Source organism: Streptomyces canarius, assembly GCF_014650735.1.
Lineage (GTDB): Bacteria > Actinomycetota > Actinomycetes > Streptomycetales > Streptomycetaceae > Streptomyces > Streptomyces olivaceoviridis.
The window spans coordinates 75,272-101,459 of record NZ_BMVN01000024.1; the positions used below are offsets into that span (position 1 = coordinate 75,272).

General features: G+C 72.7%; 23 protein-coding genes. 15 read left to right on the top strand and 8 right to left on the bottom strand.

Going from position 1 to position 26,188, the window contains the following annotated elements:
- Nucleotides 1–37 precede the first annotated feature (37 nt).
- Entirely contained in the window at nt 38–1,087 is a 1,050-nt protein-coding gene (locus tag IE294_RS28860; protein ID WP_189819559.1) for a 3-dehydroquinate synthase family protein, read from the top strand.
- 73 nt (nt 1,088–1,160) lie between these two features.
- On the opposite strand, the gene IE294_RS28865 is transcribed toward IE294_RS28860, so the two are convergent.
- Nucleotides 1,161–1,820 (bottom strand): NADPH-dependent FMN reductase, encoded by a 660-nt coding sequence (locus IE294_RS28865; RefSeq protein ID WP_189890900.1) that lies wholly within the window; start codon nt 1,818–1,820, stop codon nt 1,161–1,163.
- Nucleotides 1,821–1,989: 169 nt separating this feature from the next.
- On the opposite strand from IE294_RS28865, the gene IE294_RS28870 reads away from it, so the two are divergent.
- Nucleotides 1,990–2,991: an acetamidase/formamidase family protein gene (locus tag IE294_RS28870; RefSeq protein WP_189819557.1), complete on the top strand. Its 1,002-nt coding sequence runs from the start codon at nt 1,990–1,992 to the stop codon at nt 2,989–2,991.
- Nucleotides 2,992–3,057: 66 nt separating this feature from the next.
- On the opposite strand, the gene IE294_RS28875 is transcribed toward IE294_RS28870, so the two are convergent.
- On the bottom strand, nt 3,058–4,080 hold the full coding sequence (locus IE294_RS28875) for an NADPH:quinone reductase (RefSeq protein ID WP_189890902.1): 1,023 nt from the start codon (nt 4,078–4,080) through the stop codon (nt 3,058–3,060).
- A 187-nt stretch (nt 4,081–4,267) separates the two neighbouring features.
- Between IE294_RS28875 and IE294_RS28880 the strand changes: the two genes are divergently transcribed.
- Complete coding sequence (locus IE294_RS28880; RefSeq protein ID WP_189890904.1) at nt 4,268–5,464, top strand: cytochrome P450; 1,197 nt, start codon at nt 4,268–4,270, stop codon at nt 5,462–5,464.
- Nucleotides 5,465–5,624: 160 nt separating this feature from the next.
- Here IE294_RS28880 and mhpA read toward each other — a convergent pair whose 3' ends face one another.
- Nucleotides 5,625–7,232, bottom strand: coding sequence for a bifunctional 3-(3-hydroxy-phenyl)propionate/3-hydroxycinnamic acid hydroxylase MhpA (gene mhpA, locus IE294_RS28885; protein ID WP_189890906.1), 1,608 nt, complete (start codon nt 7,230–7,232; stop codon nt 5,625–5,627).
- Between the two features lie 551 nt (nt 7,233–7,783).
- On the opposite strand from mhpA, the gene IE294_RS28890 reads away from it, so the two are divergent.
- Nucleotides 7,784–9,121, top strand: a complete 1,338-nt coding sequence (locus IE294_RS28890; protein ID WP_229917393.1) for a helix-turn-helix transcriptional regulator — start codon at nt 7,784–7,786, stop codon at nt 9,119–9,121.
- Between the two features lie 30 nt (nt 9,122–9,151).
- On the opposite strand, the gene IE294_RS28895 is transcribed toward IE294_RS28890, so the two are convergent.
- The 4 genes from IE294_RS28895 to IE294_RS28910 are packed head-to-tail and all read right to left on the bottom strand — an operon-like array spanning nt 9,152 to nt 13,036.
- The gene (locus tag IE294_RS28895) at nt 9,152–10,123 is read right to left on the bottom strand and encodes an ROK family protein (RefSeq protein WP_189890910.1); all 972 of its coding nucleotides are present in this window, start codon (nt 10,121–10,123) and stop codon (nt 9,152–9,154) included.
- Nucleotides 10,120–10,785 carry an HAD-IA family hydrolase gene (locus IE294_RS28900; RefSeq protein ID WP_189890912.1) on the bottom strand — a complete coding sequence of 222 codons (666 nt, stop codon included), beginning with the start codon at nt 10,783–10,785 and terminating at the stop codon, nt 10,120–10,122. Before IE294_RS28900 ends, IE294_RS28895 begins: the two co-directional genes overlap by 4 nt.
- Nucleotides 10,782–11,879 (bottom strand): Gfo/Idh/MocA family protein, encoded by a 1,098-nt coding sequence (locus IE294_RS28905; RefSeq protein ID WP_189890914.1) that lies wholly within the window; start codon nt 11,877–11,879, stop codon nt 10,782–10,784. Before IE294_RS28905 ends, IE294_RS28900 begins: the two co-directional genes overlap by 4 nt.
- On the bottom strand, nt 11,876–13,036 hold the full coding sequence (locus IE294_RS28910; RefSeq protein ID WP_189890916.1) for a DegT/DnrJ/EryC1/StrS family aminotransferase: 1,161 nt from the start codon (nt 13,034–13,036) through the stop codon (nt 11,876–11,878). The genes IE294_RS28905 and IE294_RS28910 overlap by 4 nt, the downstream gene beginning before the upstream one ends.
- Before the next feature lie 411 nt (nt 13,037–13,447).
- Here IE294_RS28910 and IE294_RS28915 point away from each other — a divergent pair, with 411 nt between their 5' ends.
- Complete coding sequence (locus IE294_RS28915; RefSeq protein ID WP_189890918.1) at nt 13,448–13,918, top strand: hypothetical protein; 471 nt, start codon at nt 13,448–13,450, stop codon at nt 13,916–13,918.
- A gap of 6 nt (nt 13,919–13,924) precedes the next feature.
- A complete protein-coding gene (locus IE294_RS28920; protein ID WP_189890919.1) occupies nt 13,925–15,160 on the top strand; it encodes a CaiB/BaiF CoA transferase family protein in 1,236 nt (411 codons plus the stop codon).
- 138 nt (nt 15,161–15,298) lie between these two features.
- Here IE294_RS28920 and IE294_RS28925 read toward each other — a convergent pair whose 3' ends face one another.
- Nucleotides 15,299–16,609: a helix-turn-helix transcriptional regulator gene (locus IE294_RS28925; protein ID WP_189890921.1), complete on the bottom strand. Its 1,311-nt coding sequence runs from the start codon at nt 16,607–16,609 to the stop codon at nt 15,299–15,301.
- Between the two features lie 422 nt (nt 16,610–17,031).
- Here IE294_RS28925 and IE294_RS28930 point away from each other — a divergent pair, with 422 nt between their 5' ends.
- From IE294_RS28930 to IE294_RS28970, 9 genes are all read left to right on the top strand, one after another.
- Nucleotides 17,032–17,484, top strand: a complete 453-nt coding sequence (locus IE294_RS28930; RefSeq protein ID WP_189890923.1) for a type II 3-dehydroquinate dehydratase — start codon at nt 17,032–17,034, stop codon at nt 17,482–17,484.
- A 171-nt stretch (nt 17,485–17,655) separates the two neighbouring features.
- Entirely contained in the window at nt 17,656–18,921 is a 1,266-nt protein-coding gene (locus IE294_RS28935) for a 3-deoxy-7-phosphoheptulonate synthase class II (protein WP_189890924.1), read from the top strand.
- Nucleotides 18,906–19,928 (top strand): LLM class flavin-dependent oxidoreductase, encoded by a 1,023-nt coding sequence (locus tag IE294_RS28940; RefSeq protein WP_189890926.1) that lies wholly within the window; start codon nt 18,906–18,908, stop codon nt 19,926–19,928. Before IE294_RS28935 ends, IE294_RS28940 begins: the two co-directional genes overlap by 16 nt.
- 368 nt (nt 19,929–20,296) lie before the next feature.
- Nucleotides 20,297–20,602, top strand: coding sequence for a hypothetical protein (locus IE294_RS28945; protein ID WP_189890928.1), 306 nt, complete (start codon nt 20,297–20,299; stop codon nt 20,600–20,602).
- 210 nt (nt 20,603–20,812) lie between these two features.
- Nucleotides 20,813–22,354 carry a class I adenylate-forming enzyme family protein gene (locus IE294_RS28950; RefSeq protein WP_306433475.1) on the top strand — a complete coding sequence of 514 codons (1,542 nt, stop codon included), beginning with the start codon at nt 20,813–20,815 and terminating at the stop codon, nt 22,352–22,354.
- 28 nt (nt 22,355–22,382) lie between these two features.
- The gene (locus tag IE294_RS28955) at nt 22,383–22,685 is read left to right on the top strand and encodes a hypothetical protein (protein ID WP_189890931.1); all 303 of its coding nucleotides are present in this window, start codon (nt 22,383–22,385) and stop codon (nt 22,683–22,685) included.
- The gene (locus IE294_RS28960; protein ID WP_189890933.1) at nt 22,682–23,923 is read left to right on the top strand and encodes a cytochrome P450; all 1,242 of its coding nucleotides are present in this window, start codon (nt 22,682–22,684) and stop codon (nt 23,921–23,923) included. Before IE294_RS28955 ends, IE294_RS28960 begins: the two co-directional genes overlap by 4 nt.
- A gap of 117 nt (nt 23,924–24,040) precedes the next feature.
- Entirely contained in the window at nt 24,041–24,751 is a 711-nt protein-coding gene (locus tag IE294_RS28965) for an O-methyltransferase (RefSeq protein WP_189819538.1), read from the top strand.
- A gap of 41 nt (nt 24,752–24,792) precedes the next feature.
- Nucleotides 24,793–26,061 (top strand): cytochrome P450, encoded by a 1,269-nt coding sequence (locus IE294_RS28970; protein ID WP_189890935.1) that lies wholly within the window; start codon nt 24,793–24,795, stop codon nt 26,059–26,061.
- Nucleotides 26,062–26,188 lie beyond the last annotated feature (127 nt).

The following is a 26,188-nucleotide window of genomic DNA, read 5'->3' on the forward strand; positions in this document are numbered from 1 at the left end:
CCGCGGACGAGCCGCGACGAGTCGGAGGAGGAACGGAATGGTCCGGCAAGTTCCGGTGCGCTTCGGCGCCCGGTCGTACGACGTGCTCATCGGCCCCGGCGTGCGGACCGAGCTGGCGACCGTGCTGCGCGGGCTGGGCGCGGCCCGGACCGTCGTGGTCTCGGCCCGGCCGCGCGAGTGGGTGCCCGAGACAGGGGTCGAGACGCTGGTGCTCGCGGCCCGGGACGGGGAGCCGGACAAGAACCTGGCCACCGTCGAGACGCTCTGCCGGGAGTTCACCGCGTTCGGGCTGACCCGGCACGACGCGGTCGTCTCCTGCGGCGGGGGTACCACCACGGACGTGGTGGGGCTCGCCGCGGCGCTCTACCACCGGGGTGTACCGGTGGTGCACCTGCCGACGTCCCTGCTCGCCCAGGTCGACGCGAGCGTGGGCGGGAAGACCGCGGTGAACCTGCCCGAGGGCAAGAACCTCGTGGGCGCCTACTGGCAGCCCAGCGCCGTGCTGTGCGACACCGACTACCTCACCACGCTGCCCCGGCGGGAGCTGCGCAACGGGCTCGGCGAGATCGCCCGGTGCCATTTCATCGGCGCCGGTGACCTGCGTGGCCTGCCGCTCGCCGAGCAGATCGCCGCGAGCGTGACCCTGAAGGCGAGGATCGTCGAGCAGGACGAGCGCGACACCGGTCTGCGGCACATCCTCAACTACGGCCACACCCTCGGGCACGCGCTGGAAGTGACCACCGGTTTCGCCCTGCGGCACGGTGAGGCCGTCGCCGTCGGCACGGTGTTCGCGGGTCTGCTCGCCGGCGAACTGGGCCGGATCGGCCCGGACCGGGTGGCCGAGCACCAGGCCGTGGTGGAGCACTACGGCCTGCCCACGGCCCTGCCGGCCGGGCCCACCACCGAGGAACTGATCCGGGTGATGCGCCGGGACAAGAAGGCGGTGCACTCGCTGGCCTTCGTCCTGGACGGCCCCCGGGGACCGGAGCGGGTCGCCGATGTCGCCGAGGACGTCGTCGCGCGGATCCTGGAGCGGATGCCGCGCCGGCCGTCCTCGGAGCTGCTGCGCGAGGCCGTCGGGGCCTGACACGGAGAAGGGGGCTCCCGGCGCACCGGGAGCCCCCTGCGGAGCGGATACGGCGGTCAGCCGTACGGGCCGCTCACGTCCGGGGCTGGATGAACGGCAGCAGCGGGACGACCGCGTGCCGTCCGGCCTCGTCCTTGACGGCCTGCTGGAGGGAGTTGAGCTGGATGTCCACGATGCGGCGGGTCATCGGATCCGTGAGGACGGTCGTGGTCCCGCCGTCCTCGGCCTCGGTGTCCTCCATCTTCGCCCCGGCGTCGTTGAGGTGCACCCACGGGCCGCTGATCACGAACGCGTGGCAGTCGTGCAGCACCCGGCCCAGATCGCTGAGGGCGTTGCGGCCGAGTGCGCGGCCGGGCGTGGCCACCATGGTGACGACGCATTTGGCCAGCAGCGCGGACTTGGCCATCGGACGGGAGGCCCAGTCGATGGCGTTCTTGAGCACTCCCGGAATGGAGCCGTTGTACTCCGGGCTCGCGATGATCAGCCCGTCCGCCTCGGCGATCGCCGTGCGCAGCCGGCGCACCGGCTCCGGGGGGTCCTCCACGTCGAGGTCCTGGTTGTAGAGCGGCACTTCGCCCAGGCCATCGAAGAGTTCGATTTCCATTCCCTCGGGTGCCAGCGGGGGCAGTGCACGCAGAAGGCGCGTGTTGAACGAGTCCTGACGCAGCGACCCGGAAATGGCAAGAATGCGCAACGAAGAAGCTCCCTGTCGGGTTCTGTGGAATCGCCTCACCGTAACAGTCCGTTCGGCCCGTCATGGCTCATTTTTGGCCTCGCCGGCGGGCCGTTCCCAGCTTCCGTCCGGTGCCCCTGCCGGGACCATCCGTCAGGTTGGTAGTTCTCGGTGCCATGGTCCACGAAGCCTTGCTGCGGCGAAAGTTGGCCGCCTACCTTCAGTCGGCATGACGACGTATACGGTGGATTCCACGCACAAAACAGTGCGTTCCGGAATCCTTGACCCGAAGGCGCCACCCGCCGCCACGATCGAGTCCGGCGACGAGGTCGAGTACCCGAATACCTGGACGAACTGGCAGAACGAGATGAAATTCGGCATGTCGTTCGCCGAGCGCGCCCGCCTGCGTGAGCAGTATCCGGGCTGCCCCCTGCAGTTGATCGGGCCGGTGGAAATGGCCGGTTCCCGGCCCGGAGACGTGATCGAATGCCGGCTTGAGCGGCTGCGGCTCGCGGACTGGGGGTGCAACGCCTTCCCGACCGGCGCGGGGGCGCTCCCGCACGACTTCGACAAGCCGTACACGCACTACTTCCGCTTCGACGAGACCCGCACCCGCGCCGACTACGTGCACGGGATCTCGTTCACCCTGGAACCCTTCCTCGGCATCGTCGCGGTCGAGCCGGCCGGTGACGACCCGGTCGGCGCACTTCCGGCCGGCGCCCACGGCGGCAACCTGTCGCTGCGCGAACTCACCGTCGGCTCGTCGCTGTTCCTGCCGGTGGCCAAGCCGGGCGGCCGGATCTGGGTGGGCGACGTGCACGCCCTGCAAGGTGACGGCCTCGTCGACCAGACGGCGATCAAGTCCACCGCGGAGGAGTTGCGGATGCGCTACGACCTGCACCGGGACGTCGGGCTCAGCCGGCCGCTGGCCGAGACCGACACCCACTGGATCGGTTTCGGCTTCGCCGACAACCTCGACGACGCCCTGATCGACTGCGTCCGCGGCCTGATCGGCTGGTTCAGCGTCGCGGCCGGCGTCGGTGCCGCCGAGGCGTACGCGCTGTGCAGCATCTCGGCGAGCTTCCGCGTCACCCAGTACGCCGACCAGCGCGACGCCCCGCACGTCGGCCTCGACGGACCTCCGAAGGGCGTGCACGGCCTGCTGCCGAAGGACATCTTCCCGGCCGAGCTGCGGGCGCGCGTCGACCGGTGGCTGCGCCCGAGTCGCTGACGGGCCGGGGGCTGCCGGCCCGTGGAGCAGCCGGCCGGCAGCCGGCCGGGCGACGAGGGGCATCGCTCAGCGGAGGTCGATGAGGACCTTGCCGGTCACCCCGCCCTCCACCGCGTCGTGCGCGTCGCCGGTGCGGTCGAGCGGGTAGCGGTGGAGCGGCAGCCCCGCCTCCTCGCCCACCCCCAGGGCGCCGTCCGAGACCGCCGCGGCGACGTCCGCCACCGCGGCGTCCTTCTCCTCGGGCGGCAGGGTCAGCGCCAGCACGAACTGGTAGCGCAGGTTCCGGCCCATCAGCAGCCGGGTGGGCAGCAGGACTTCGCCGTCGCCCTCGGTGCCGTAGGCGGCGACCGTGCCGCCCGGGGCGAGCACCTCCAGATCGAGGTCGAGGTTGGCGGACGGCGCGACCTCGGTGATCAGGTCCACCCCCGTGGGCGCGATCGCGCGAATGTCCGCGGCGGCACTCTCCGACCGGTGGTGCACCACATGCCCGGCGCCCGCGACACGCGCCAGTTTCTCCTTCTCCGGGCTGCCCACCGTCGCGATCACCGTCGCGCCGCTCCACGTCGCGAGCTGGACCGCCGCGTGGCCGACGGCCCCGGCTCCGCCCGCCACCAGCACGGTGCGCCCGGCCAGCGCGCCGGGCCCGAGCCGGGCCGGTGCCTGCCGCGCCGAGGTCAGACACCGGTGTGCCGCCAGCGCGGGCAGTCCGATGCTCGCGCCCAGTTCCAGCGAGGCGCCCGGCGGCAGTTCCACCGCCTGGCGGGACGGCAGTACCACGTACTCGGCGGCGGTTCCGTGCGGACGCCGCCACGCCGACTCCCAGGTCCACACCCGCTGCCCCACGCGCTCCGCCGCGACGCCGCTGCCGACGGCGTCTATCACACCGCTGCCGTCGTGATGGGGGATCACCTCGGGGTACATCAGGCGCCCGTCGGCATGACCGAACCGCCGGCACTTCCAGTCGGTGGCGTTCACCCCGGAGATCGCCACCCGGACCCGGACCTCACCCGGGCCAGGCTCCGGTACCGGCCGGTCGACCAGTGCGAGGACATCCCGGTTTCCCACCGACGCGTACACGATCGCCTTCACTGGCACTCCTTTGTCAGGCAGCCGCTGCGGGACCGGAAGCCGTCCCACGGCCGCGAGGCTAACCGCCGCCTCCGAGGCGGCACAGCGCTTGTCGGCACGCCTGTCAAGGTGAGGGATGGCGGGACGCCCGGGGATCACTAACGTCGCTTCAGCCCGCCGGTCGCGCCCGGCCTGAGGAGGATGTCGTATGGCAGCGCCCATCACCTACCAGCAACTCGTGGACCGGACCGACCACTTCGCCCCGCCGACGGTACTGACCGCGGCGGCGCCGTTGTCCCGCATGCGCTACCCGGACGGGCACGTCGGGTGGCTGGCCACCGGGCTGGAGGTGGCCAAGGAGGTGCTCAGCAGCCCCGCGTTCAGCCACAACTTCCACTCGGCGCACTTCCCGATGCTGAAGAAGGGGGAGCCGTTCCCCTCCATGCCGATCATCCCCGGCATGTTCATCCACATGGACCCGCCCGAGCACACGCGCTACCGAGGTATGCTCACCGCCGAGTTCGGCACCGGCCGCATGGCCGAACTCGTTCCGCGCATCCAGGAGATCGCGGCCGGACAACTGGACGAGCTGCGTGCCCAGGGCTCGCCCGCCGACCTGCTGACCGCCTACATCCGGCCGCTGGTGCTGCGGGTGCTCTCCGAGGTCGTCGGCGTCCCCTACGAGGACACCCCCGTCCTGGCCGCGCTGGCGGACACCGCAAATGACGACGACGTCCCGCTGGAGGACGAGTTCGCCGCCGAGAAACGCGCGTTCTTCCTCACCCGTGACCTGGTCGAGCGGGCCCGGACCTCGCCCGGGGACGACATCCTGGGACGGCTGACGGCGGTCGAGGGACTCTCCGACCGCGAGATCACCAACATGCTGCTGGTGGTGTTCGTCGCCGGTTTCGCCACCTGTGAGGGAGCCGTGGCGGCTGCGGCACTCGCCCTGCTGCACCACGGCGACCAGCTCGCGACCTTCCGCGCCGTGGCCGCGTCGGGCCGGGGCACCGAGTCGGCTGTCGAAGAACTGCTGCGCTACACCACCGTGAACCAGTACCAGATCTTCCGCACCGCGCTGGAAGACGTGCGTCTGCGCGGTGAACTGGTACGCAAGGGCGACACGGTCACGGTCTCGCTGCCGGCCGCGAACCGCGATCCGGCCCGGTTCGGCTGCCCCGCGCACCTGGACCTCGCCCGGGAGGACGCCGCCGGCCACATCGCCTTCGGCTACGGCCCCCACGCGTGCGTCGGCCGGCGCCTGGGGCGCGCCGTGCTCGGCATCGCGCTGGAGACGCTCGTCCTGGGGCTCCCGGAGCCGGCGCTGGACGAGCCGCTCGAGGACATTCCGCTGCGGGCCCGCACGCCCGTGCTGAGCGTGCAGCGGCTTCCCGTCCGCTGGTAACCCGCAGGACCTGTCCGACGCCCGGCCGGTTGATCCGAGCCGGGCGTTCGGCGTGCCGGTGGGAGGGTTCCGCACGGTGACCGGGTGGTGTGCCCGCGCTGTCACGGTCCTGGGGGAGGACTCCCGCCGGTCCGCTTCCGGTGGAAGCGGACCGGGCCGGTCAGCGGGCTGCCGCCAGCGGGGCGTCCTGGAGCTGGGCGCGCAGCTCGTCCACGAGAGCCGCGGTGCCGCCCGGTTCAGCGGTGCCGAACACGTGGTGGTCCGGGCGGACCAGGACGCTCGACGCGCCGAGCCGGCCCAGATAGGCGTGGTAGACGCCGTCGACGTCCCGCACCAGGCCCGGGCCGGCCGGTGAGCCGGGCGGCGAGAGCCGGACCACGCGGATCCCGAGGGCGGTCAGGAACGCCCCGTGGACGTGGTTCAGTTCGGTCGGGTCCTCGGTGGTGATCAGGACGAAGCCGGCGCCGACGAGCTGGTCGAGACGGTCACGCACGCCGTCGGCTTCCACCGTGCCGGCGATCATGACCTCGCCCGCGCCTCCGCACCCGTCCCCGGCAGGCCGCAGGAGCCCCTTCGTCAGCGGCTCGGCGGGGGGCGGCCCCTGCTGTGCGCGACCGCCGCCGTTGGCCAGGATCGCCGCGTCGCGGTCGGCCGCGGCGGCCGGGTCGGTCACACAGATCACCCGGCCCAGCTTGACCGAGGCGGTGATCGACGCCTTGGCGTGCAGCCGGCGTTCGAGCGTGTAGGTGTCGAGCAGCCGGTCCGGCGCCCGGTCCGACAGCACCAGGTCGAGCTTCCAGGCGAGGTTGACGACGTCACGGATGCCGGCGCACATGCCCTGCCCGGCGAACGGCGGCATCAGATGCGCGGCGTCCCCGGCGAGGAAGACGCGGCCCGAGCGCCACTGTTCGGCCCACATGGCGCGGAACCGGTACGTGGTGCTGCGCAGCAGTGTGGCCGTCTCGGGGGTGACCCCGTGCGGGGCGAGCAGTCGCCAGGCGGCCTCGGTGGTGTCCAGCTCCGCGGCGCTCTCGCCCGGCAGGCGCATGAACTCCCAGCGGCGGCGCCCGGGGCCGCTGCCGACCATCGTCGTGGGGCGTGCCGGGTCGCACAGCTGGACGTTGGTCGGGACGAACTCGCGCGGTGTGTGGAGCCGGACGTCGCAGAGCAGCCACTCGTAGGAGAAGCCGAGGTCGGTGACGGCCACGCCGGTGTGCTCACGGACGAAGCTGTTGGCGCCGTCGCAGCCCACCAGCCACCGGGCGGTGAAGGCGCGCTCCGCGCCGTCCCCGGTGACCGCGGTCGCCGTGACACCCGACGGGGTCTGGGCGATGTCCACCACGCGGTGACCGAGGTGCGTCTCGACGCCGGGAAGCGTCGCCAGCCGTCCGGCGAGCAGTTCTTCGAGCGCGGGTTGGTGCATCGTGTTGGCGTCCGGCCAGCCGTATCTGCCGGTGCGGCTGAACGCGATGTCGAGCAGGGGACGCTCGCTTGCGGTGCGCCATTGGTACCCGGTCGCCGGCTCGGAGATCGTGGCCAGGCCGCCGCCGATACCGGTGGACGCGAGCAGTCGCGCGGTCTCTCCGTCGAAACTCGTCGCGCGGGGCAGCGGATACGGCTCCGGCCGGTGTTCGAGCACGCGCACCCGATGGCCCCGGTCGGCCAGCAGGATGGCGAGTACGGCGCCCACCGGACCCCGGCCGACGACGATGACGTCCGTGTCGGGGGTGTCCGGGCCGGGTGCGGGCGAGTGTGGTGTGGCAGGCATGTCCAGAGGCCTCCGTACCGCGAGAGGTGATGCGGCGGGCAACGGCTTCGAAACGCTATCGGCGGTCCGCGTGGCGTTGTCAAGGCCCGACCGCGGGTAATGGTGTGACTGTCAGACTTGGGGATGCTCGGATTGCCGCAGTCCGCTTAGCCTTGATGCGCCGCACGAGGTCGGTGCGCACAGAACATCGGGGGAGGACGTGTCGAGAAGCCATCCAAGCCGCTTACGCCGCCGATCCGGCGCGGAGTGAAGCCCTGCGCGGCCCGCCGCTGTGATCGGTGACGCAGACTGGGCGACCGCCGGGTTGTGACCAGGGCACAGCTGTACAGGAAGACGCCATCGACCCGCTGTCGTGCTTCGGCGGTCAGGCTACAGCAACGCGGGGCCGGTCGGCCGAAACGATTCGTCATACCCAGGTGTGCGCACGCAACGGAGCGCTGCGCACAACACCTCACCGGTGGCTCCATGGCCCCTCCCACAAGGAACGGATCCTGGTCCGCCGGTTTGACGCGGCGTCGAGAGCGGACGCCGTCCCACCGCACAGTCGTCGAATGGGGGACTCCATGGCCGGGCAGACACGCGAACCGGACGCCTGTGAAGAACCGACACTGCCAACCTGCGTCGCGCCCGACTGCGTCACCGCCGAGATCCTGACCCGTGCCCACGAGCGCTGGCAGAACGGCAGCCTCAGGGGTGCCATAGCCCTCGCCGAGGAGGCGGCCCAGGCGGGCTGCGACCGCTGCGGCAGGTCCTGTTCCGTCTATGCCGATCTGCTGCTGATCCTGTTCCTGGTGGGTATCCGCGAGGTGGCGACGGCGGCGGATCTGCAGCGCCGGCTCCTCGCGTCGCCGCAGGTCCAGGACGACCCCGAACTCATCGCGAGCACCACGCTCGTGGGGGCGAAGGTGGCGCTCGCCGCCGGTGACTACCCGGAGGCGGGCGCACTCGCCGAGCGGGGCCTCAAGCTCGCGGCCGGAACCGGTCAGAGCGCCTGGACCCCGGTCGGGAACCTGGTGCTGGCCACCACGACCCTGCGTGGGGGCGACATCTCCGCAGCGCTGCACTACAGCGCCAAACTGGAGGAGGACGCGGTCTTCGCCCGGGAGATGTTCCCGATCGGACAGTCCGCGTGGGCCGTCGTGCAGCTCAGCGAGGCGGGCAAGGGACGGGACAAGGCCGCGATCCTCGCCCGCGAACTGCTTGAGTCCGAGACGTTCACCCGACGCCTGCTGGTGGCGGAACCCGCTGCGGTGCCCTGGCTGGTGCGGCTGTTGCTCCGGGCCGGCGAGCGCGGCCCGGCGGGTGCGGGAGTCCGCTTCGCCCGGCGGCTCGCGGCCGAGAACCCGGACGTCGACTCCGTCGGCGCCGCCGCCCTGCACGCCACCGCCCTGCTGGAGGGCGACCTCGACAAGTTGCGGCGTGCCGCGGAGCTGCACACCGATCCCTGGGCGCGCGCCTCGGTGCTGGAGGACATCGGTGTCCGGCTCTGCGAAGGACGGGCGGAATCCCCGGAGGCGGCCGGGTACTTCGAGGATGCGATGCGCGCCTACACCTGCATGGGATCGCTGCGCGACTCGTCGCGGGTGATGAGCCGGCTACGGGGCATCAACGCCAGCCCGCGCTCCCGCGAGCGGTGCCGGCCGCGCAGCGGCATCCGGGGACTGACCGACACCGAGTACGCCGTGGCGAAACTGGTCTCGCAGGGGCTGACCAACGGCGAGACGGCGGAGCGGATGTTCCTGTCCCGGCACACCGTCGCCTTCCATCTGCGCAAGGTCTTCCAGAAGGTCGGGGTCAAGTCCCGGCTCGAACTGGCCGTCATCTGGAACGAACTCGACAGCGGCCCGGACGCCGACATCGCGCCCGTCCCGCACTACAGCCGGAACTGACGGGGCACCGCGCGGGGCCAGCGCGCCGGCTCAGCCCGGTGGCACACGGCGCGCCAGGGCCGCGGTGCGCGCCGGCTCCCGCTCCAGGACCCGGGCGAGGGCCACGGCACCGTACAGCGACGTGAGTCCGCCCCGGCAGGACGCCCGTACCGGTGGTGCGGGCACGCCCGGCCGCGCCAGGGCGTGCAGATGGTGCGCCACCAGGTCGACGAAACCGGGCAGCCCGGCGGCGAACCCGCCGCCCACGACCACCAGTTGCGGGTGCATCAGCTCCCGGACGCCGGTGACCGCCAGCGCGATCCGGTGACAGGTACGGTCCACGGCCCGTACGGCCCACTGCTCCTGGTGCGCGAACGCCTCCCGCAGCTGCCGGTACGTCACGTCGGCGCCGTGCAGCCGGCCGGCCCGGGCGAGTGTGGCCGGACCGGACGCGGTGGACTGGAGACAGCCGCGCCGGCCGCACCGGCAGGGTGGACCGTCCGGGTCGGTCACCACATGACCGAGTTCGAAGGAACCGCGGCCGAGACCCGGGACCGGGCCGCCGCCGCAGGTGAGGCCACCCCCGACACCGGTCCCGACCCCGACGTACAGCACGTCGGCGCAACCGGTCGCCTCCGCCTCCGCCAGCGCGGCCAGGTCCCCGTCGTCGGCCCAGCCGACCGGCGTGTCCGGGAACAGCTCCGCCATGGCACAGCGGACGTCCAGGCCGACCCACTCGGGGCGGCTCGGCCAGACCACCACGCGGTCGTCCGGGCCGACGGTGGCGGGCAGCGCGACACCCACGGCGGCGAACCCGCCCGGCACCTCCCGGTGCAACAGCGCGACCTCGGCGGCGAGCCGGGCCAGGTCGCCGGCGGCGCCACGGCCGGGCCAGCGCACGACGCGCTCACGGGCCCGCCCGCCAGGGATCTCCGCCCGCAGGGCCACCTTGGTGCCGCCGATGTCCATGCCGAGCCAGGCCGCCGGCTCCCGGGAGCCGGCGGCCGAGGAAGGCAGGCTCATCCCAGGCCACCGACCGGAGGCGGCGGACACCAGGCCAGCAGCTCCGCGGGAGATGCCAGGACCAGATCGGGGCCGGCGTCCAGCAGACCGGCCTCGTCGACCGTCGCCCAGGTCGCCGCGGCCGAGGTCACGGCCGCGCCCCGGGCGCTCCGCACGTCCGCGGGGGCGTCCCCCACCATGATCACCTCCTCGGCCCGGACGCCGAGCAGCCCGAGGGCCCGGAGCACGATGTCCGGCGCCGGCTTGGGACGCGCGACCTCATCGGAGCCGATCACGTGGTCGAAGTACTTGAGGATGCCCAGGGTCTCCAGCAGCGAGCGGGCCCGCACCCCGGCCTTCCCGGTGGCCACGGCGAGCCCCAGCCCGCGGGCCCGCAGGGTCTCCAGCAGATCCACCATCCCGTCGATCACCGGGACCTGGTCGGCCAGCCGGTAGCTCTCCCGGACGAACGGCTCCTCCATCCCCGGCGGGAGGCCCATGATGCGCATGATCTCCGGGAAGTACAGGCCCTGGTACCGCTGGTACTCCGCGAACGGGGCGGGGCCGTCGCCGACCACCTCGGCGTACGCGGCGGCGAAGGCCCTGCCCATCACCTCGTGGCTGTCGACCAGGACCCCGTCGAGGTCGAAGATCACCGCGCTGCGCGGCGCGACGGTCGTCATCTCTCACCTGCCTTGAACTCGGCCGGTCCGGCCGGCACCAGGGACGTGGCCGCGGCAGCGTAGATCGCTTCGATGGCCCTGACGATTCGGTGGGCGCCCTCGATCGCCCGGCCCCGCGAGGAGGGCGCGGACGCCAGCGTGCCCAGCGTGGCGAGCTGGCGGTCGTACTCGGCGCCGACGGGTTCCGGGGGCACCGGGATCTCGCTGACCTCCCCCGCCCGGACGTGGGTGATCCCGGGCCGCGGTACGCGGTGCGGGCTGAACCCGAAGGTGCAGCACATGGTCGCGGTCCCGGCGGTGCCCTCGACCCGTATCGTGGTGGCGTCGTGCGTGGCGCTGTGCGAGGCCCAGCTGGCCCGCAGCCCGACGGAGAGACCCCCCTCGGCGACCAGGAAGGCGCGCACGGTGTCCTCGACGTCCGCGGTGACGCCGGGGGCCGGCGGGTCGTGGCGCCAGGCCGCCGTCCAGCCCGCCTCGTTCACATGATCGTCCGTGGTGACCGCCGCGACCTGATCGAACGTCAACGGGCCGACGACCGCGTCGAGCACGTCGAGGAGGTGCCAGCCCAGGTCGAACAGGACGCCGCCGCCCGCCTGCGAGCGGTTGGTGAACCAGCCCTTGGCCTGCGGCACGCCACGGGCCCGGACCCAGGACACGTCCACGTTGCGGATCCGGCCGAGCGCCGGGACCAGCCGGGCCAGTTCTGCGACGTCCGCCCGGTGGCGGAACGCGCTGCCCGCCAGCAGGGGTGCGCCGCCGCGCCGTTCCGCGTCGGCGAGGAGTTCGGCCTCGCCGGCGGAGAGGCACACCGGCTTCTCCACGAACGTGGCCAGCCCGCGCAGCAGCAGGTCCCGGGCGACCGGGGCGTGGGCGTGGTTGGGGACGGCGACGACAGCGAGGTCGGCCTGCCCGGTGTCGAAGGCCCGGGTGTCCGCGAACGCCGGGCGTCCCGTGGCGGCGGTGAACGCGGCGCGGCGCCCCGGATCGGGGTCGGCGGCGGCCACCACGTCGTAGCCGTCGTGGGCCAGCAGCCGGGGAAGCCAGATCTCCTGGCCGGACCAGCCGAGTCCGACCAGGAACGTGCGTACGGTCATCCGGCGCGAACCAGCTCGGCCACGATGGCGGCGGCGTCCGTCAGCGCCGGCACGGAGCCGAGCAGCGTCCGGTGGTGCAGCCAGACGCAGTCGGCGCTGATGGCCTCCGCGTTCGGGCACCGGGCGGCCACCTCGTCCACCGTCTCGTCCGGGGCGTTGATCTCCCAGAACGCGTCCGTCCGGTAGACCGCGCGGAACGCCGCGAACGCCGGGAGCCCCGCCGCGACCAGCCGGTCCACCAGGGTGTTGCGCCGCTCCTCGGACCAGCCGGGCAGTCGGAACATCGCCATGTAGTGGGGGTTGCGGTCGGCCCGGGCGTCGTCGGCCTGCGGCTCGACGCCGGGGATCTCGGCCAGCAGCGCGGACAGCACCGGCCACCGCTCCTCACGGACCGTGATCTGCCCGTCCAGGCGGGCGAGCTGGGCGCGCAGCACCGCGGCTGAGAACTCGTTGAGCCGCATGTTGGTGCCGGCCACCTGGTGCCGGTAGTGGCGGTCGGTGCGGGGACGGCCGCAGGAGTGACGCAGGAACGCGCTCTCGTACCTCTCGTCGTCGGGGAAGAGGACGGCGCCGCCCTCACCCGCGGTCATCAGCTTGCCGTTCTGGAAGCTGAACGCGGCGACCGAACCCAGTTCCCCGACCCGCCGGCCACGCCACCGGGCCCCGTGCGCGTGCGCCGCGTCCTGGAGCAGTGCCACGCCGGCGTCGGCGGCGAGCTTCTCCAGTCCGTCCATGTCCGCCATCAGCCCGGCCATGTGCACGGGCATGATCACCTTGGTGCGGGGGGTGATGGCAGCAGCCGCGGCGGCGACGTCGATGCAGTACGTCCCCGGGTCCACGTCCACGGGCACGCTCACCGCGCCGAGCCGCTGTACCGCCTGCGAGGACGAGATGAAGGTGATCGCGGGCACGATCACCTCGTCGCCGGGGCCGACGCCCATGGTCTGCAGGGCGAGCTCCAGCGCATGGGTTCCGTTGGTGACGGCCAGCGCGTGCCGGGCACCGTGGTACTCGGCGAACTCCTCCTCGAAGGCGTTGACTTCACCGCCTCCCATGCGCCACCACTGGCCCTGCGCCAGCGCACGTTCGAGAGCCGCGCGTTCGGTGTCGTCGAACTGGGGCCAGTCCGGGAAGGTCGGTGCGGGCCGGGGATTCATGCTGGCTACTCTCCTCTTGTCTCCCGCACGCAACGGTGGGTTCCCTCCGAGCAGCCTCGGCCGTCCACCGTGGAGAGGGGTCCATGTCCTGCGTCTCACGGACCGCTCCGGAAGAATCCGGGACGGCATCCGTGGGCGAGGCGATCGGGTGTCGATTCACCGTAGGCAGCCGGTCGCACCGTCGCATCCCACGACCTGGTAGTACCCGCCGGAGACCGGCGCGACGGGTCCCGGCCCACGTGTACGGGGTTCGCGGGGGAGTGCGCACTACCCGGGTGAAGGATGCCGGTGCGTCCGCCGCGAGCCTACGGTGGCGGACGGGCAGCCGGAACCGGTGCCGGACGGGGCCGCCGGCCCGCCGGTCCGCCGACGCTGCCGATCTCTCACCTCCGTCGCGGAAGGGCCCGGATCATGACCCGCCCCGTCGTCAGCCCAGACGAGCTCGACCCCCCGGTTGCCGCCGATCCCCGGCCGCGTGCCGAGCGGGACCTCACCGAGGTGTGGCGTCAGCCGCGCGCAGCGCGGACGCTCCACCGGCAGCAGCCGCGCGCGGACCGTCCCGGCTCCCGGGTGCTCCGCCGCCACGCGGACGCGACGGCCGGGTACCGCGACGGGGAGCACGTCCCCACCGAGCGCGGGAACGCCCTGGAGAACCTCGTGATCGGAAGGGGCCCGGTGGCCCGCGCCCCGCGCGCGGTGACCGCCGGCTCGGAGCGGACCCGGCCGCGTGACGTCCGCGACGCCGCGTGCGCGCCGAGGACGCCCGTCCGGGTCCGGCAGCACAGCCCGCGCCGCACAGTCGACGGCCTCCCCGCCGCCCCGGACAGGGGCAGGTGCCGTATGAACTCCCTGCCGGCGGCGCTCACCCCCGAGGGGCGGTGAGCCGGGATGTCCCCCACTCAACCCCTCGCGGGCACCGGCCTGCCGCTCGCGGGCATCACCGTGGTCGCCGTCGAGCAGGCGGTGGCGGCACCGCTGGCCACCCGTCACATGGCCGACCTCGGCGCCCGCGTGATCAAGGTGGAACGCCCGGACGGCGGGGACTTCGCGCGGAGCTACGACACCAGCGTGGGCGGACTGGCCAGTCATTTCGTCTGGCTCAACCGGGGCAAGGAGTCGGTCACGCTCGACCTGAAGTCGCCCGGCGGGCGCCAGGTCCTCGCCGAACTCGTCGCCGGTGCCGACGTCTTCGTGCAGAACCTGGCCCCGGGCGCGGCCACCCGGCTCGGTTTCGGGGCCGCCGGGCTGCGGGCCCGGCACCCGCGGCTGGTGACCGTCGACATGTCGGGATACGGCGGCACCGGCCCCTACCGGGACAAACGGGCCTACGACATGCTCATCCAGTGCGAGGCGGCCGTGGTCTCGGTGACCGGAGCGGCCGACCGTCCCGCGAAGGCGGGCATTCCCGCCTCCGACATCGCGGCGGGCATGTACGCCCTGTCCGCGACACTCGCCGCCCTGGTGGGGCGCGGGGTGGGAGGCGAGGGCGCCGCGCTGGAGATCTCGATGCTGGAGGCGACCACCGAATGGATGGGCTACCAGATCTACCACGCCCAGGGGACCGGGCGGTCACCCGGTCGTATGGGGCTGTCGCATCCCAGCGTGGCACCCTACGGCGCGTTCCCCACGGCCGACGGCGCGGAGGTGGTCATCGGAGTGCAGAACGACCGGGAGTGGGCGAGGTTCGCCGCGGAGTTCCTGGGCCGGCCCGAGCTGGCGACCGATCCGGCCTGGGCGACGAACGTGGCCCGGGTGCGGCACCGCGAGGCGGTGGACGCGCTGGTCGCCGAGCACACTTCGGCGACGGTCGCGGACCGGCTCGTGGCCTGCCTGGACACCATCGGCATCGCGTCCGCCCGCGTCAACGAGGTCGATGACCTGCTGGATCATCCGCAGCTGGCCGCGCGCCGCCGCTGGCGTCCGGTGGAGACGCCCGGCGGCACGGTACGCGGACTGCTGCCGCCGTTCACCGTCGAGGGCGTGGAATTGCCGATGGGGCCGGTCCCGGCACTGGGCGAGCACACCGTGCCGGTACTGCGCGAGCTGGGCTACTCCGCCGCGGACATCGCCGGCCTGCGGCGCCGCGGTGCCGTCTCCGGTGTGCCGGAGAACTCTCCGGCCTGAGCCGGGGGGCCTGTCGAGTCGGCACGGAGCGCGGTGCCGGTGGTGCCACCGGTCCGCCTCTGCGGCACAGGCACAGTGGCCCCGAAGGCTCCGAAGGCCAGTGCCGCCGTCCGGTCCGCTCGGGCGGGGACGGTCCTGCTAGGAGGACAGCCGGGGCCAGCCCGTCGCGACGGCGCTCGTCGGATGCTCGCGTATCCCCGTCTGCCGGACAGCCAGGTCCTTCCACAGGCTCGCCAGCTGCACGCGGGACTCCACGTCCAGTTTGCGGAAGATCTTGCGCAGGTGGAAGGCGATGGTGTGCTGTGACAGGAAGAGCTGGCCCGCGGTCTGGCCGTTGGTGAAGCCCTGGGCGACCAGATGCGCGACGGCGTACTCGGTGTCGGTCAGTTCCGGTATCTCCCGTCTTCGCTGGTGCCGGCCGACTGCGCCGGTCTCCGCGGTGCTGCGGTGCAGCCGTGACTCGATGCGCGAGACGTCCCGCCAGGCTCCGGTCTGCGTGTAGGTGTCCAGCGCCTGCTGGAGGTCGCGGGCCGGGGTGGTCCGGTCGTCGGCACCACGGGCGAGCATGACGGCGATGTCTTCGTTGGCAGACGCCTTCGCCCAGGGATCGACATGCGACTCGGCGGCGAGCCGGAGCTTGCCGAGGTCCTCGTCGTGCAGTCCGGCGGCGTGGGCCGCAGCCGCCTGGAACGTGCTGAAATGCGGGTTCTCGGCAGCCAGTTGCTGACAGATCCGAACGCCGTGCGCCGCGAGCTGCTTGTGACCGCTGTTCATCATCAGCCGGACGAGCCAGGGCAGCGCCGCGGGTTCGGCGGTCGCGAGCTGCCGTACGACCGTGTCCGCGGCGAGCAGTTCGGCGCCCAGCGGCACGGCGTGGCGCCGGCCCTTCGTGGCCTCGGCGATCTGGATCACGGCCCAGGCGGCCTGGCCGACATGGAGCATCTCCCGCTGGAAGACGGTGTCCTCTTTCAGCTTCTGTGTGTAGCGGACGGCCGTCGACAGGTGGCCCTGGCGCAGCGCGGACTGTGCCAGCACGAAGTGGCCGAGCGGTGACCAGGCCCTGAGCCCGGACTGCTCGGCTTCGCCGAGTCCGGCGGTGGCGAGCTTGGCCGCCTTGTCGAAGTCACCGGTGGCGAGGACGACACCGGATCGAGCGAGGGTCGCGGTCGCGGTCAACCGGTCGTCGTCGCGTGCCTGGACGACTTCCTCGACGGTGTCCAGTACGGCGTGTGCGTGGTCCGTCCGCCGAACCTGCGCGAGCAGGAGGCTCAGGACGAAGGCGGCCTCCGTGCGGCAGTGGCTGTCCACCGTGCATCCGTCGTGCAGCGCCTGTTCGGCGGTGCGGATGCCTTCGTCCAACCGGCCGTTGCGCCAGGAGCGCCGGGCCGACGAGATGAAGGAGGCGGTACGACACGACGATGCCGCGCACTTCAGCGGAGATGCCGCCATATCAGGAGTGTCGTATTTGACTAAAGTGCCATTTTGCAAAACAGCCCCCTGGTTGGGAAATGCAAACTCACGCTCCGAGTGAGCCTATGGGTGGCTCCGCGCCGTTGTCAACGGTGGCTATATGGGGGCGGTAATCCGGCCCCAAAAGGGTAATTTCAGCGCGCAATTAAATTGGTGAAGCCTTTGTCGAGACTTGATTGACTTTTGCGGAGCGACTTGTTCGGTGAGGGGGGCGACTGTTGCGCGTTTGTGTCGGGCGTCACCTGGATAGGTAGGTGAGCTGGGATGATTCGACGGGTGTCGCAGGGGGGTCCAGGACTGTCAGGTCGTGCGATTGTGGTCCGGTGTAGGGGTGGGTGAGTCTTTCGGCTTGGGTCCTGATGGTGCCCGAGGGTCAGATTCCGTCGCCCGGAGAGGTGGGTATGAGTTCCATTCTTTTGCTGAACGGACCTAATCTCGGAATTCTTGGCGAACGCGAGCCGGATATATATGGCCGAGAGACTCTCGGTGATATCGAGAAAATGGTTGCGGCCGAAGTGGCGGAAGCGGGCTGGGACGTGATCTCGGTCCAGCGGGAGGGGGAGGGGGAGCTGGTACGGGCCGTGCACGAGCACCGCGCCACGACCGTCGGCGCCATCGTGAACCCCGGCGCCCTGATGATCGCCGGCTGGAGCCTCAGGGATGCGCTGGCGGCCTACGATCCCCCGTGGATCGAGGTGCACCTGTCGAACGTCTGGGCCCGGGAACAGTTCCGGCACGAATCCGTTCTCGCACCGCTCGCCTCCGGCGTCGTCGTGGGCCTCGGCGCTCTCGGCTACCGGCTCGCCGCACAGGCGCTCCTGCGGCTGTGCGAGGTCGGCGCCGGGCAGCCGTGATGCTCCGGGCCGTCACGAGGGCCTCGTCTTCCTGCCACCACACCGGGAGCGGACAGTGACCACCGCCGAACGGGCCGCGGCCGGCTTCCCGCCGCCGAACGCCCGGCACCCCCGCCACGGACGACCGGGGACCGCGACAGCGCACACCGCCGCCGCGTCCCCGCACCGCCGATGATGCACCTGGGGCTGCCGGCGGCCGGTCCGGCCCCGCTGCCGCTCGCGGTCGCGGTCTCCCGGCCCAGGGCGCAACAGCCCGAATGGCCGGATCAGGCCGGTGTGCGGGCCGTCCGTGAGGCGCTGCGCACGGCACCGCCGCTGGTCCTGCCCGCAGAGGCCGACCGCCTCACGGCCAGGCTCGCGGAAGTGGCGCGCGGTGCGGCCTTCGTCCTCCAGGGCGGGGACTGCGCCGAGACCTTCACCGGCAACACCGAATCGCATCTGCGCGGGAACCTCGACCTCCTGACCCGCATGGCCGCCGTGCTCGCCCGCGCGGGCGGCCTGCCGGTGGTGCGGCTGGCCCGGATGGCCGGACAGTACGCCAAACCCCGATCCGCCGCGATGGACGCCCACGGGCTGCCCGTCTACCGCGGGGACATGATCAACGGCCGCGCCGCGACCCCCGCGGAACGGGCGCCCGACCCGGACCGGATGCTCCGGGCCCATGCCGCCTCGGCGGTCGCGATGAACTTCGTGCGGGCCTGGACGGGCGGCGAGGTCTTCACCGGCCACGAGGCGCTGGTGCTCGACTACGAGTGCGCGCTGCTGCGGCCGGGTCCGCCCGGCGACCGCCGGCCCTACAGTGGCTCGGCGCACTTCCTGTGGATCGGGGAGCGGACGCGCCGGCTCGACGGCGCCCACATCGGGTTCGCCGAACTGCTGGCCAACCCCGTCGGTGTGAAACTGGGCCCCACCACCACCCCGGAGGAAGCCGTCGAGTACGTACGGCGGCTGGACCCGGACGGAGTGCCGGGCCGGCTGACCCTGGTGACCCGGATGGGACATCGGAGGGTCCGCGACGTACTGCCGCCCATCGTCGAGAAGGTGACCGCGCTGGGACACCAGGTCGTCTGGCAGTGCGACCCCATGCACGGCAACACCTTCGTCGCACCGACCGGCCACAAGACCCGGCGCGTCGAGCACGTCCTCGACGAACTCGCCGGGTACTTCGAGGTGCACCGGCGGCTCGGCACCCACCCTGGCGGCGTCCATCTGGAACTGACCGGGGACGATGTCACCGAGTGCCTCGGCGCGGGCATCGGCGAGACGGACCTGCCGAACCGTTACGAGACCGCCTGTGACCCCCGGCTGAACACCCGTCAGGCGATGGCGGTGACCGCGCGCCTGGCGGAACTCATCCGCCGGGCACCGAAACCCGGCCGAGCGGCGTGCCACTGCCATGGGCGTCCTGACAGGATGTCCGCATGGAGCTTGGACTGATCAGCCTCGCCGACCTCACCCCGGATCCGGCGACCGGTGACGTGGCGCCCGCCGGCAGGCGGATCACCGACATCGTGCGCGCCGCCGTACTCGCCGACGAGGCGGGCCTGGACGTCTTCGCCGTCGGCGAGCACCACCATCCGAACTACGCGGTGTCCTCGCCCGCCGTCGTGCTCGCCGCGATCGCCCAGGCCACCACGCGCATCAAGCTCACGAGCGCGACGACGCTGATCGGGGTCCTCGACCCGGTGCGGGTCTACGAGGACTTCGCCACCGTGGACCTGATCTCAGGGGGCCGCACCGAGATCACCGTGGGCCGCGGCGCGTTCCCCGAGCCGTTCGCTCTGTTCGGGTACGAGTTCGACGACTACGACGACCTGTTCACCGACCACTTCGAGCTGTTGCGCAAGATCACCACTCGGCCCTGGGTCAGCTGGTCGGGCCGCCACCGCGCGCCGCTCACCAGTGCCGGGGTGGTACCTCGCGCCAACCGCTACCCGCTGCCCGTCTGGGTCGGCGTCGGCGGTAACCGGGGGAGCGCGAAGCGGGCCGGGTCGCTCGGCGTGCCCCTCCTCGTCGGCGCCAACGGCGGTGCGCTCTCACGTCTCGTCGAGACGTTCGCCGTGTACCGGGCGGCGGCGAAGCAGGCCGGGCACGATCCGGCGGAGCTGCCGGTGGCCACGACGAACTACCTCCACGTCGCGAACACCCCGGCCGAGGTGGACCGCTTCCACGCCCACTGGGCCGCGTACGCCGCACACCACTCCCGGGGCCGGCTGCAAGGCCGACGCGAGATGTTCGACCTGCAACGGGGCGAGGACGGCGCGCTGCTGCTCGGCAGCCCGCAGCAGATCGTGGACCGCATCGGGCGGCAGCACGAGCTGTTCGGCCACGACCGGCTGCTCGCCCAGATCGACCTCGGCGGGATGCCCTTCGCGGAGGTCGCCGGGATCATCGAGATCCTCGGCACCGAAGTGCTCCCCGCCGTACGCAAGATGACCCGCTGACCGACCTGACACCCACCGGCCCGACCGCTGCCGACCGGGCCCGGCCCGGTCTGCGGCGCGTGCGGTGGATCAGCGCGCACCGGCGAACGCCGGGGAACCTCGCGGGCTGCGACGATCGCGGGAGCGGGAGCCGCGCTCGCGGTGGCCGCGGACGGATTCGGCGTGGCGCTGCTCGCCGCCGGCGCATCCGCACGCACGGCGGCGGCCCAGGTCGAGGACCCGGGCCGCCGGGCAGCGGTGGCGGTGCGCGCTCCGACTGGACCGGCGGTGCGTCGGCCGGCACCGCGGCCGAGCAGGCGTGTGCCGGGTTCGGCCGCCCACCGGTCCTCCGTCGCGGACGACGCAGGCGTGGAAGCCGAGAACGCCAGGTGTGTGCGGGGCTCGGCGACTCGCCGATCCTGCTCACCGTCGCGGACGACGCCGGCGCGGACGCCGAGAACGCCACCGCCCGTACCGCGCTCAAGGATCCCCTGCGGACCCCGGCGTTCGCACCGACACCGCCGGGCGGTACGGCCCGGCTCCTCACCGCGCCGCTCCTCGTCGGCCGATCCGGCCGGGCGGGCCGGTTCCCCACCCTTGTGGAGTCCTCCGTCCGGATGCGCGGCGGGACCGCCGCCGACGCCCTCACCGGTCGAGTGGTGCGCGTCGGCACGCCTGACAGCCGTCGACCGTGACCGCGCGGTGGTCCCGCCGGGCTACCAGCCCGAGGGATGTGGGCCCTGTCGGCCGGAACCTACGGTGGTCGGGATCAGGGCGCAGGTCGATGCACCCCGCTGGAAGATCCCCGCACACCCGGGCCGGGCATGCCGAGCCGTCATGCCCGAACGTGCCTGTTGACCACCGAGTCGCATTGGAGAACGGACGTGCAAGGCCATGATCACTACGTGCGCCAGATCCTCACCAAGCTGAGCGCCGAGCCCGACGGCATCCCGCTCGTTCACCGGGACACGCCGACCACCGCCCGTGAGCTGGCGGACTCCGTCGTCCACGCGGCGGCCCGGATGCGCGAGCACGGCGTCGGCCCCGGCGGAACGGTGGCCGTACTCACGAATCCGAACACGCCCGCGACCCTGATACTGCGCTACGCCGCGAACCTGGTGGGCGCCACCGCGGTGCACGTCCGCGGGGTCAGCGCCATCGACCCCTCCGACCAGCTCTCCGCCGAGGCGCAGCTCGGCATCCTCCGGGACGTCGAGCCCACCCTGCTCGCCGTCGACCAGGACAACACCGCGCGGGCACGGGACCTCTGCGCCGCCCTGCCCGAGCCTTTGCCGGTCGCGGTGCTCGGCGGCGGTGACGCCCTCCCGGGCGCGGTCGACCTGTCGGCACCCGCTGACTTCGACCTCGCCACCGCCGAGCAGGGCACGATCGCCGTCGTGACCTACACCAGCGGCTCCACGGGCAAGCCCAAGGGCGTCTGCTGGCCCTACGCGGTCAAGAACGAGATGATCGCGACGTCCGCGGCCCGCGGTGGTCGCGGTCGCTGCCTGGTCACCGCGCCGCTCACCCATTCGAGCGGCGCCTCCGCGGACGACACGATCGTCGCCGGCGGCACCGTCGTACTGCACCCCGGCTTCGACGCCGCCGAGGTACTGCGCGCCGTCCCCCGCCACGGGATCACCCGCCTCGTGCTCGGCACCCCGCAGGTGAACACGCTGGCCGACCACCCCGACACCGCGCACACCGACCTGACGGGCTTGCGCGAGCTGTTCTACACCGGCAGTCCCGCCGCGCCCGAGCGGCTCGCCCACGCGGTGAAGGCACTCGGCCCCGTCCTCTTCCAGGTCTACGGCACCAGCGAGACCGGAATGATCAGCCTGCTGACACCACAGGACCACCTGGACCCGGAGCTGCGCGCCACCGCCGGCCGTCCGCTGGAGGCCGACCGGGTCAGCATCCGGTCCGTCACCGACGGCCGGGCACTGCCCGTCGGCGAGCCCGGCGAGGTGTGCGTCCGGGCCCGGTGGCAGATGGCCGGCTACTGGAACGAACCCGAACTGACGGCGCGTGTGGTGCGGGACGGCTGGGTGCACACCGGGGACATCGGACACCTGGACGAGGCGGGCCTGCTGCATCTGCACGGCCGGATCGCGGACGTCATCAAGGTCAAGGGCATCAAGGTCCATCCGAGCGCGGTCGAGCGCGTGCTCCTGGAGCACCCGGGCGTGGCGGCGGCAGCGGTCTTCGGCGTCGAGGACGAGCAGCGCGTCGAGCGGATCTGCGCGGCCGTGGTGCCCCGCGACGGAGTGACCCTGGACCGCGCGGTGCTGGCACGGCACGTCACCGACGCGCTGTCGGTGAACCACGTGCCTGCCGAGATCGAACTGCGCGAGACGCTGCCGCTGGTGGGTCCCGGCAAGCCCGACCGGGTACGGCTGCGCGCCGAGGTCCTGGCACGGGCCGGGCGCGCCGAGGGGACGGCGTGACATGGGGCGAGCGACACTCCGCGCTCCCATGGCCGCGCCGGCCCGCGACGACGGTTCCCCGGACGGCGGCGCGCGGCAGCAGGCCGCCGAACCGGCCCGGCGCTGCCCACGTCGTCGGCCGACGCCGCACGCGGAAGCGCCCCGGCCCGCGGGCGGCCTCGGCGCCACGGCCGGGCGCCCGCGCGACACCGCACCGGCCCGGCTCGCCCTCAGCGTGAGCCGGCGGGCCCCCGCCGCCCGTATCGCCGTCGCGCTCGACGAGGGCGTCAACCATTTGACGGTTCGCGCGCTCGCCGCGGCTGCCACCGCCGCGCAGGACGGCAGCCGATGACGTCACTGCCCCTGGCCTCCCCCGACGAACTCGACGAACTGGACTTCGCCGACCCCCGGTTGCACGCCGAGCACGACCTGACCGAGGTGTGGCGCCGGCTGCGGGCCGAGCGCCCCTTCCACCGCCAGCCCGCCCGCGGCTCGCGGCCGGGGTTCTGGGTGATCACCCGGTACGCCGACGTGGTGGAGGTCTACCGAAGCCGGGAGTTCACCACCGAGCACGGCAACAGCCTGCCCACCCTGCTCACCGGAGGGGACGCGGCTGCGGGGACGCTGCTCGCGGTGACCGACGGACTGCGCCACCAGCGGATCCGCGCGATCCTGACGAGGGCGTTCTCCCCGCGGGTACTCGCCGCTGTCCAGGAGGGCGTCCGCCGCACGGCGGACGAACTCGTGGCGGCGGCCGTCGCCAAGGGCGAAGCCGACTTCGTCCGGGACGTCGCCGCGAACATTCCGCTCGGCGCGGTCTTCGACCTGCTCGGCGTGGCGCGGGGAGACCGGCAGTACCTGCTCGGCCTCGTCTCGCGGGCAGGGCGTTCCAGGCACGCCGACGCCCCGCCGGAGGACTCCTGGACCGCCGAGAGCGAGATCCTGCTCTACTTCGCCGACCTGGCACGGACCCGGCGCGGCGGTGACGGCGACGACGTGGTGAGTCTGCTCGCCAACTGCCGCGTCGACGGGGAGCCGCTCAGCGACGCCGAGCTGATGGCCGACTGTTACGGCCTGCTGACCGGCGGGGACGAGACCGGCCGGCACGCCATCTCCGGCGGTCTGCTGGCACTGATCGGGAACCCGGAGCAGTGGGACGCGCTCAGGAGCGGTGCCCTGGACCTCCGGGTGGCCGCCGACGAGGTCCTGCGCTGGACCGTGCCCTCGCTGCACGGTGGCAGGACGGCCACCGCCGACGTCGAGGTGAACGGCCGGCCGATCCGGGCGGGCGAGATCGTCAGCGCCTGGATCGCCTCGGCCAACCGGGACGGCGACGTCTTCCCGGACGCCGACCGCTTCGACCTCACCCGCACCCCGAACCGGCACCTGGCCTTCGCCTCCGGCGCGCACCACTGCCTCGGTCACGTCCTTGCCCGGGCCGGGATCGAGGCCGTACTGGACAGCCTGCGCCGGATGGTGTCCGGCGTGCGGCAGACCGCGCCGGAGACCTGGATCCACTCCAGCATCCTGCACGGCATGAACACCCTGCCCGTCACGCTCGAAGCCGATCCGGCGGGCCTGCCCCCATGACGGAGGAGCACGGCGTGCCGCCTGTCTCCGCCCCGTCGACCAGAACCGGCCGCCTGATCCGTGGACGGCTTCGCGCACCGCGACCGGTGACCGGACCCAGCAGAACGGAATACACTCATGATCAACACATCGTTGCCCATCGTCCCGCAGGACAGCACCGACCAGCGGGAGGTCTTCGCCACCGCACTGGTCCGCCAGGCGCCGCTGCCCGAGCGGCTGAACACCGTCCTGCTGGAGATGGAGAAGGTCGCCAGGGACGAGGGCATCCCCGTCATCGGACGGCTGGAAGGCGCCATCGTCCGCACGCTCACCGCGCTGCGCGGCGACAGCGTGACGCGGGTGCTCGACCTGGGTACCGCGATCGGCTACTCGGCGCTGTGGCTGGCGTACGCGCTGCCCGAGGGCGGCAAGGTCACCAGCATCGAGCTCGACCCCGAACGGGCGGCACGTGCCGCTGACTTCATCGACCGCGCGGGCATGGCCGACCGCATCGAGATCCTCGTCGGTGACGCCTTCGAGCTGGTCCCGGAACTCGGCACCTACGACCTGATCTTCCAGGACATCATGAAGCACCGGTACTTCGGCAGCGATCCCTCGCTCGCCACCGAGCTGCTGAAGCTGTCGAAGGCGCACCTAGAGGTGAACGGCCTCCTCATGATCGACAACGCCTTCTGCGGGGGCGGCGTCGTCGCCGGGGAGACGGCCGAACACTCCAACGAGCTGGTCGGCGTACGGAACATGAACACGGCGCTCGCCGAGGACCCCGACTTCGACGGCGTGATCCTGCCGGTGCGCGACGGTCTCTGGGTCGCGCGGCGCACGGCCTGAGGGCCGGGCGGCAGAGCGACGGCACCGACGAGGGGGACACCATGACGACCGGGCAGGACATCGAGGAGCTGGTGCGGTTCGTACTGGCACCGGGCACGAGCGACGACCCGTTCGCCCACTACCGCCGGCTCCGTGAACTCGCCGACGTCCACCGCAGCGAACGGACCGGTACGACACTCGTGTCGCGCTACGCGGACTGCCGGCAGGTCCTGGCCGACCAGGAGACCTTCCGAGTCGTCGACACCGACTGGATGGCGGACAACATCCCCGGATGGCGGCCGTCGCGCAGTCAGGAGCAGTTCCTGTCGTCGCTGTTCTTCCGCAACCCACCGGACCACACCAGGCTGCGGCGGCAGCTGTCGCGGGGGTTCACCGCACGCCGGTTGCGAATGCTGCGCCCGGTGGTGGAGAAGGAGGTGCTGAGCGCGCTCGACCGGCTCGCCGCCGTCCCGTCCGGTCACGTCGCCGACTTCCAGGAACTCGTCTCCGTTCCGCTGAGCCTGGCGGTGCTCGGCGGCCTGCTGGGGATCCCCGTGCGCGAGCACCCCCGCTGCTGGACGCTGCTGCACGAAGCGGTCCCGGCACCCGACCCCGGCGCCGACGAGGCGGCCAGGGCGGCCATGGGCCGGCAGGCGGACGAGTCCGCAGCCGAACTCGGCGCGTTCTTCACGGAGTTGATCGCCGGCAAGCGCACCGAGCCCGGCGACGACCTGATCAGCGCCTGCCTGGCGGAACAGGCGGGCGACCCCGAGCAGCTGACCGACCGTGAGCTGGCGCTCGCGGTACTCCCGGTCTTCGGGGCCGGCGTGACGACCCTGAGTGACACCCTCGGCAACATCATGCACACCCTGCTGACCAACCCCGACCAGCTGGAGCGGCTCTCCGCCGACCCGGCGCGGGCCGAACGGGCAGCCGCCGAGGCGTTCCGGCACAGCGGCGGCTACCACATCACCCGCCGCTACGCGACGCGCGACACCGAGATCCGCGGGGTGCCGGTCGCCGCGGGATCGATCGTGGTGCTCCTGCTGGCCGGGGCGAACCGCGACCCGGAGGTGTTCGCCCGGCCGGAGGAACTGGACATCGAGCGTCCCGAGACCGCGTCACTGGCGTTCGGCACCGGAATCCACCACTGCCTCGGCGCTGCGCTGGCGAAACTGCTGGTCGAAACCGTGTGCGGGGCGCTGCACCGGGGGCCGGCGCTGCGCCCCGCCGGGGCACCCCGGTGGCGGCCGTCGCTGCTGTTCTTCGGACCGGTGCGCCTGCCGGTCACGGTCGTGGCGGGCCCCCGCACGGCGCGGCCGGCGCGGTAGCGGCCGGCGGTCGCCACGGCGCGGGCAGCGCCCGCACACCACTCACGTATTCGCTCGCACTCACTCCCAGGCCCGACGACGAACACCGCCGCCGGCCGGGGACTTCGGCCGGCCCGCCGCGTCCGCG

What these genes read in the sequence shown, in the direction of transcription:
- IE294_RS28870 (WP_189819557.1), top strand. Translation starts at nt 1,990, where the DNA reads ATGACGACGTATACGGTGGATTCCACGCACAAAACAGTGCGTTCCGGA.
- IE294_RS28905 (WP_189890914.1), bottom strand. Translation starts at nt 11,879, where the DNA reads ATGACCGTACGCACGTTCCTGGTCGGACTCGGCTGGTCCGGCCAGGAG.
- IE294_RS28935 (WP_189890924.1), top strand. Translation starts at nt 17,656, where the DNA reads ATGATGCACCTGGGGCTGCCGGCGGCCGGTCCGGCCCCGCTGCCGCTC.
- IE294_RS28970 (WP_189890935.1), top strand. Translation starts at nt 24,793, where the DNA reads ATGACGACCGGGCAGGACATCGAGGAGCTGGTGCGGTTCGTACTGGCA.
- IE294_RS28965 (WP_189819538.1), top strand. Translation starts at nt 24,041, where the DNA reads ATGATCAACACATCGTTGCCCATCGTCCCGCAGGACAGCACCGACCAG.
- IE294_RS28925 (WP_189890921.1), bottom strand. Translation starts at nt 16,609, where the DNA reads ATGGCGGCATCTCCGCTGAAGTGCGCGGCATCGTCGTGTCGTACCGCC.
- IE294_RS28910 (WP_189890916.1), bottom strand. Translation starts at nt 13,036, where the DNA reads ATGAATCCCCGGCCCGCACCGACCTTCCCGGACTGGCCCCAGTTCGAC.
- IE294_RS28880 (WP_189890904.1), top strand. Translation starts at nt 4,268, where the DNA reads ATGGCAGCGCCCATCACCTACCAGCAACTCGTGGACCGGACCGACCAC.
- IE294_RS28930 (WP_189890923.1), top strand. Translation starts at nt 17,032, where the DNA reads ATGAGTTCCATTCTTTTGCTGAACGGACCTAATCTCGGAATTCTTGGC.
- IE294_RS28940 (WP_189890926.1), top strand. Translation starts at nt 18,906, where the DNA reads ATGGAGCTTGGACTGATCAGCCTCGCCGACCTCACCCCGGATCCGGCG.
- IE294_RS28860 (WP_189819559.1), top strand. Translation starts at nt 38, where the DNA reads ATGGTCCGGCAAGTTCCGGTGCGCTTCGGCGCCCGGTCGTACGACGTG.
- IE294_RS28900 (WP_189890912.1), bottom strand. Translation starts at nt 10,785, where the DNA reads ATGACGACCGTCGCGCCGCGCAGCGCGGTGATCTTCGACCTCGACGGG.
- IE294_RS28895 (WP_189890910.1), bottom strand. Translation starts at nt 10,123, where the DNA reads ATGAGCCTGCCTTCCTCGGCCGCCGGCTCCCGGGAGCCGGCGGCCTGG.
- IE294_RS28960 (WP_189890933.1), top strand. Translation starts at nt 22,682, where the DNA reads ATGACGTCACTGCCCCTGGCCTCCCCCGACGAACTCGACGAACTGGAC.
- IE294_RS28890 (WP_229917393.1), top strand. Translation starts at nt 7,784, where the DNA reads ATGGGGGACTCCATGGCCGGGCAGACACGCGAACCGGACGCCTGTGAA.
- IE294_RS28915 (WP_189890918.1), top strand. Translation starts at nt 13,448, where the DNA reads ATGACCCGCCCCGTCGTCAGCCCAGACGAGCTCGACCCCCCGGTTGCC.
- IE294_RS28920 (WP_189890919.1), top strand. Translation starts at nt 13,925, where the DNA reads ATGTCCCCCACTCAACCCCTCGCGGGCACCGGCCTGCCGCTCGCGGGC.
- IE294_RS28955 (WP_189890931.1), top strand. Translation starts at nt 22,383, where the DNA reads ATGGCCGCGCCGGCCCGCGACGACGGTTCCCCGGACGGCGGCGCGCGG.
- mhpA (WP_189890906.1), bottom strand. Translation starts at nt 7,232, where the DNA reads ATGCCTGCCACACCACACTCGCCCGCACCCGGCCCGGACACCCCCGAC.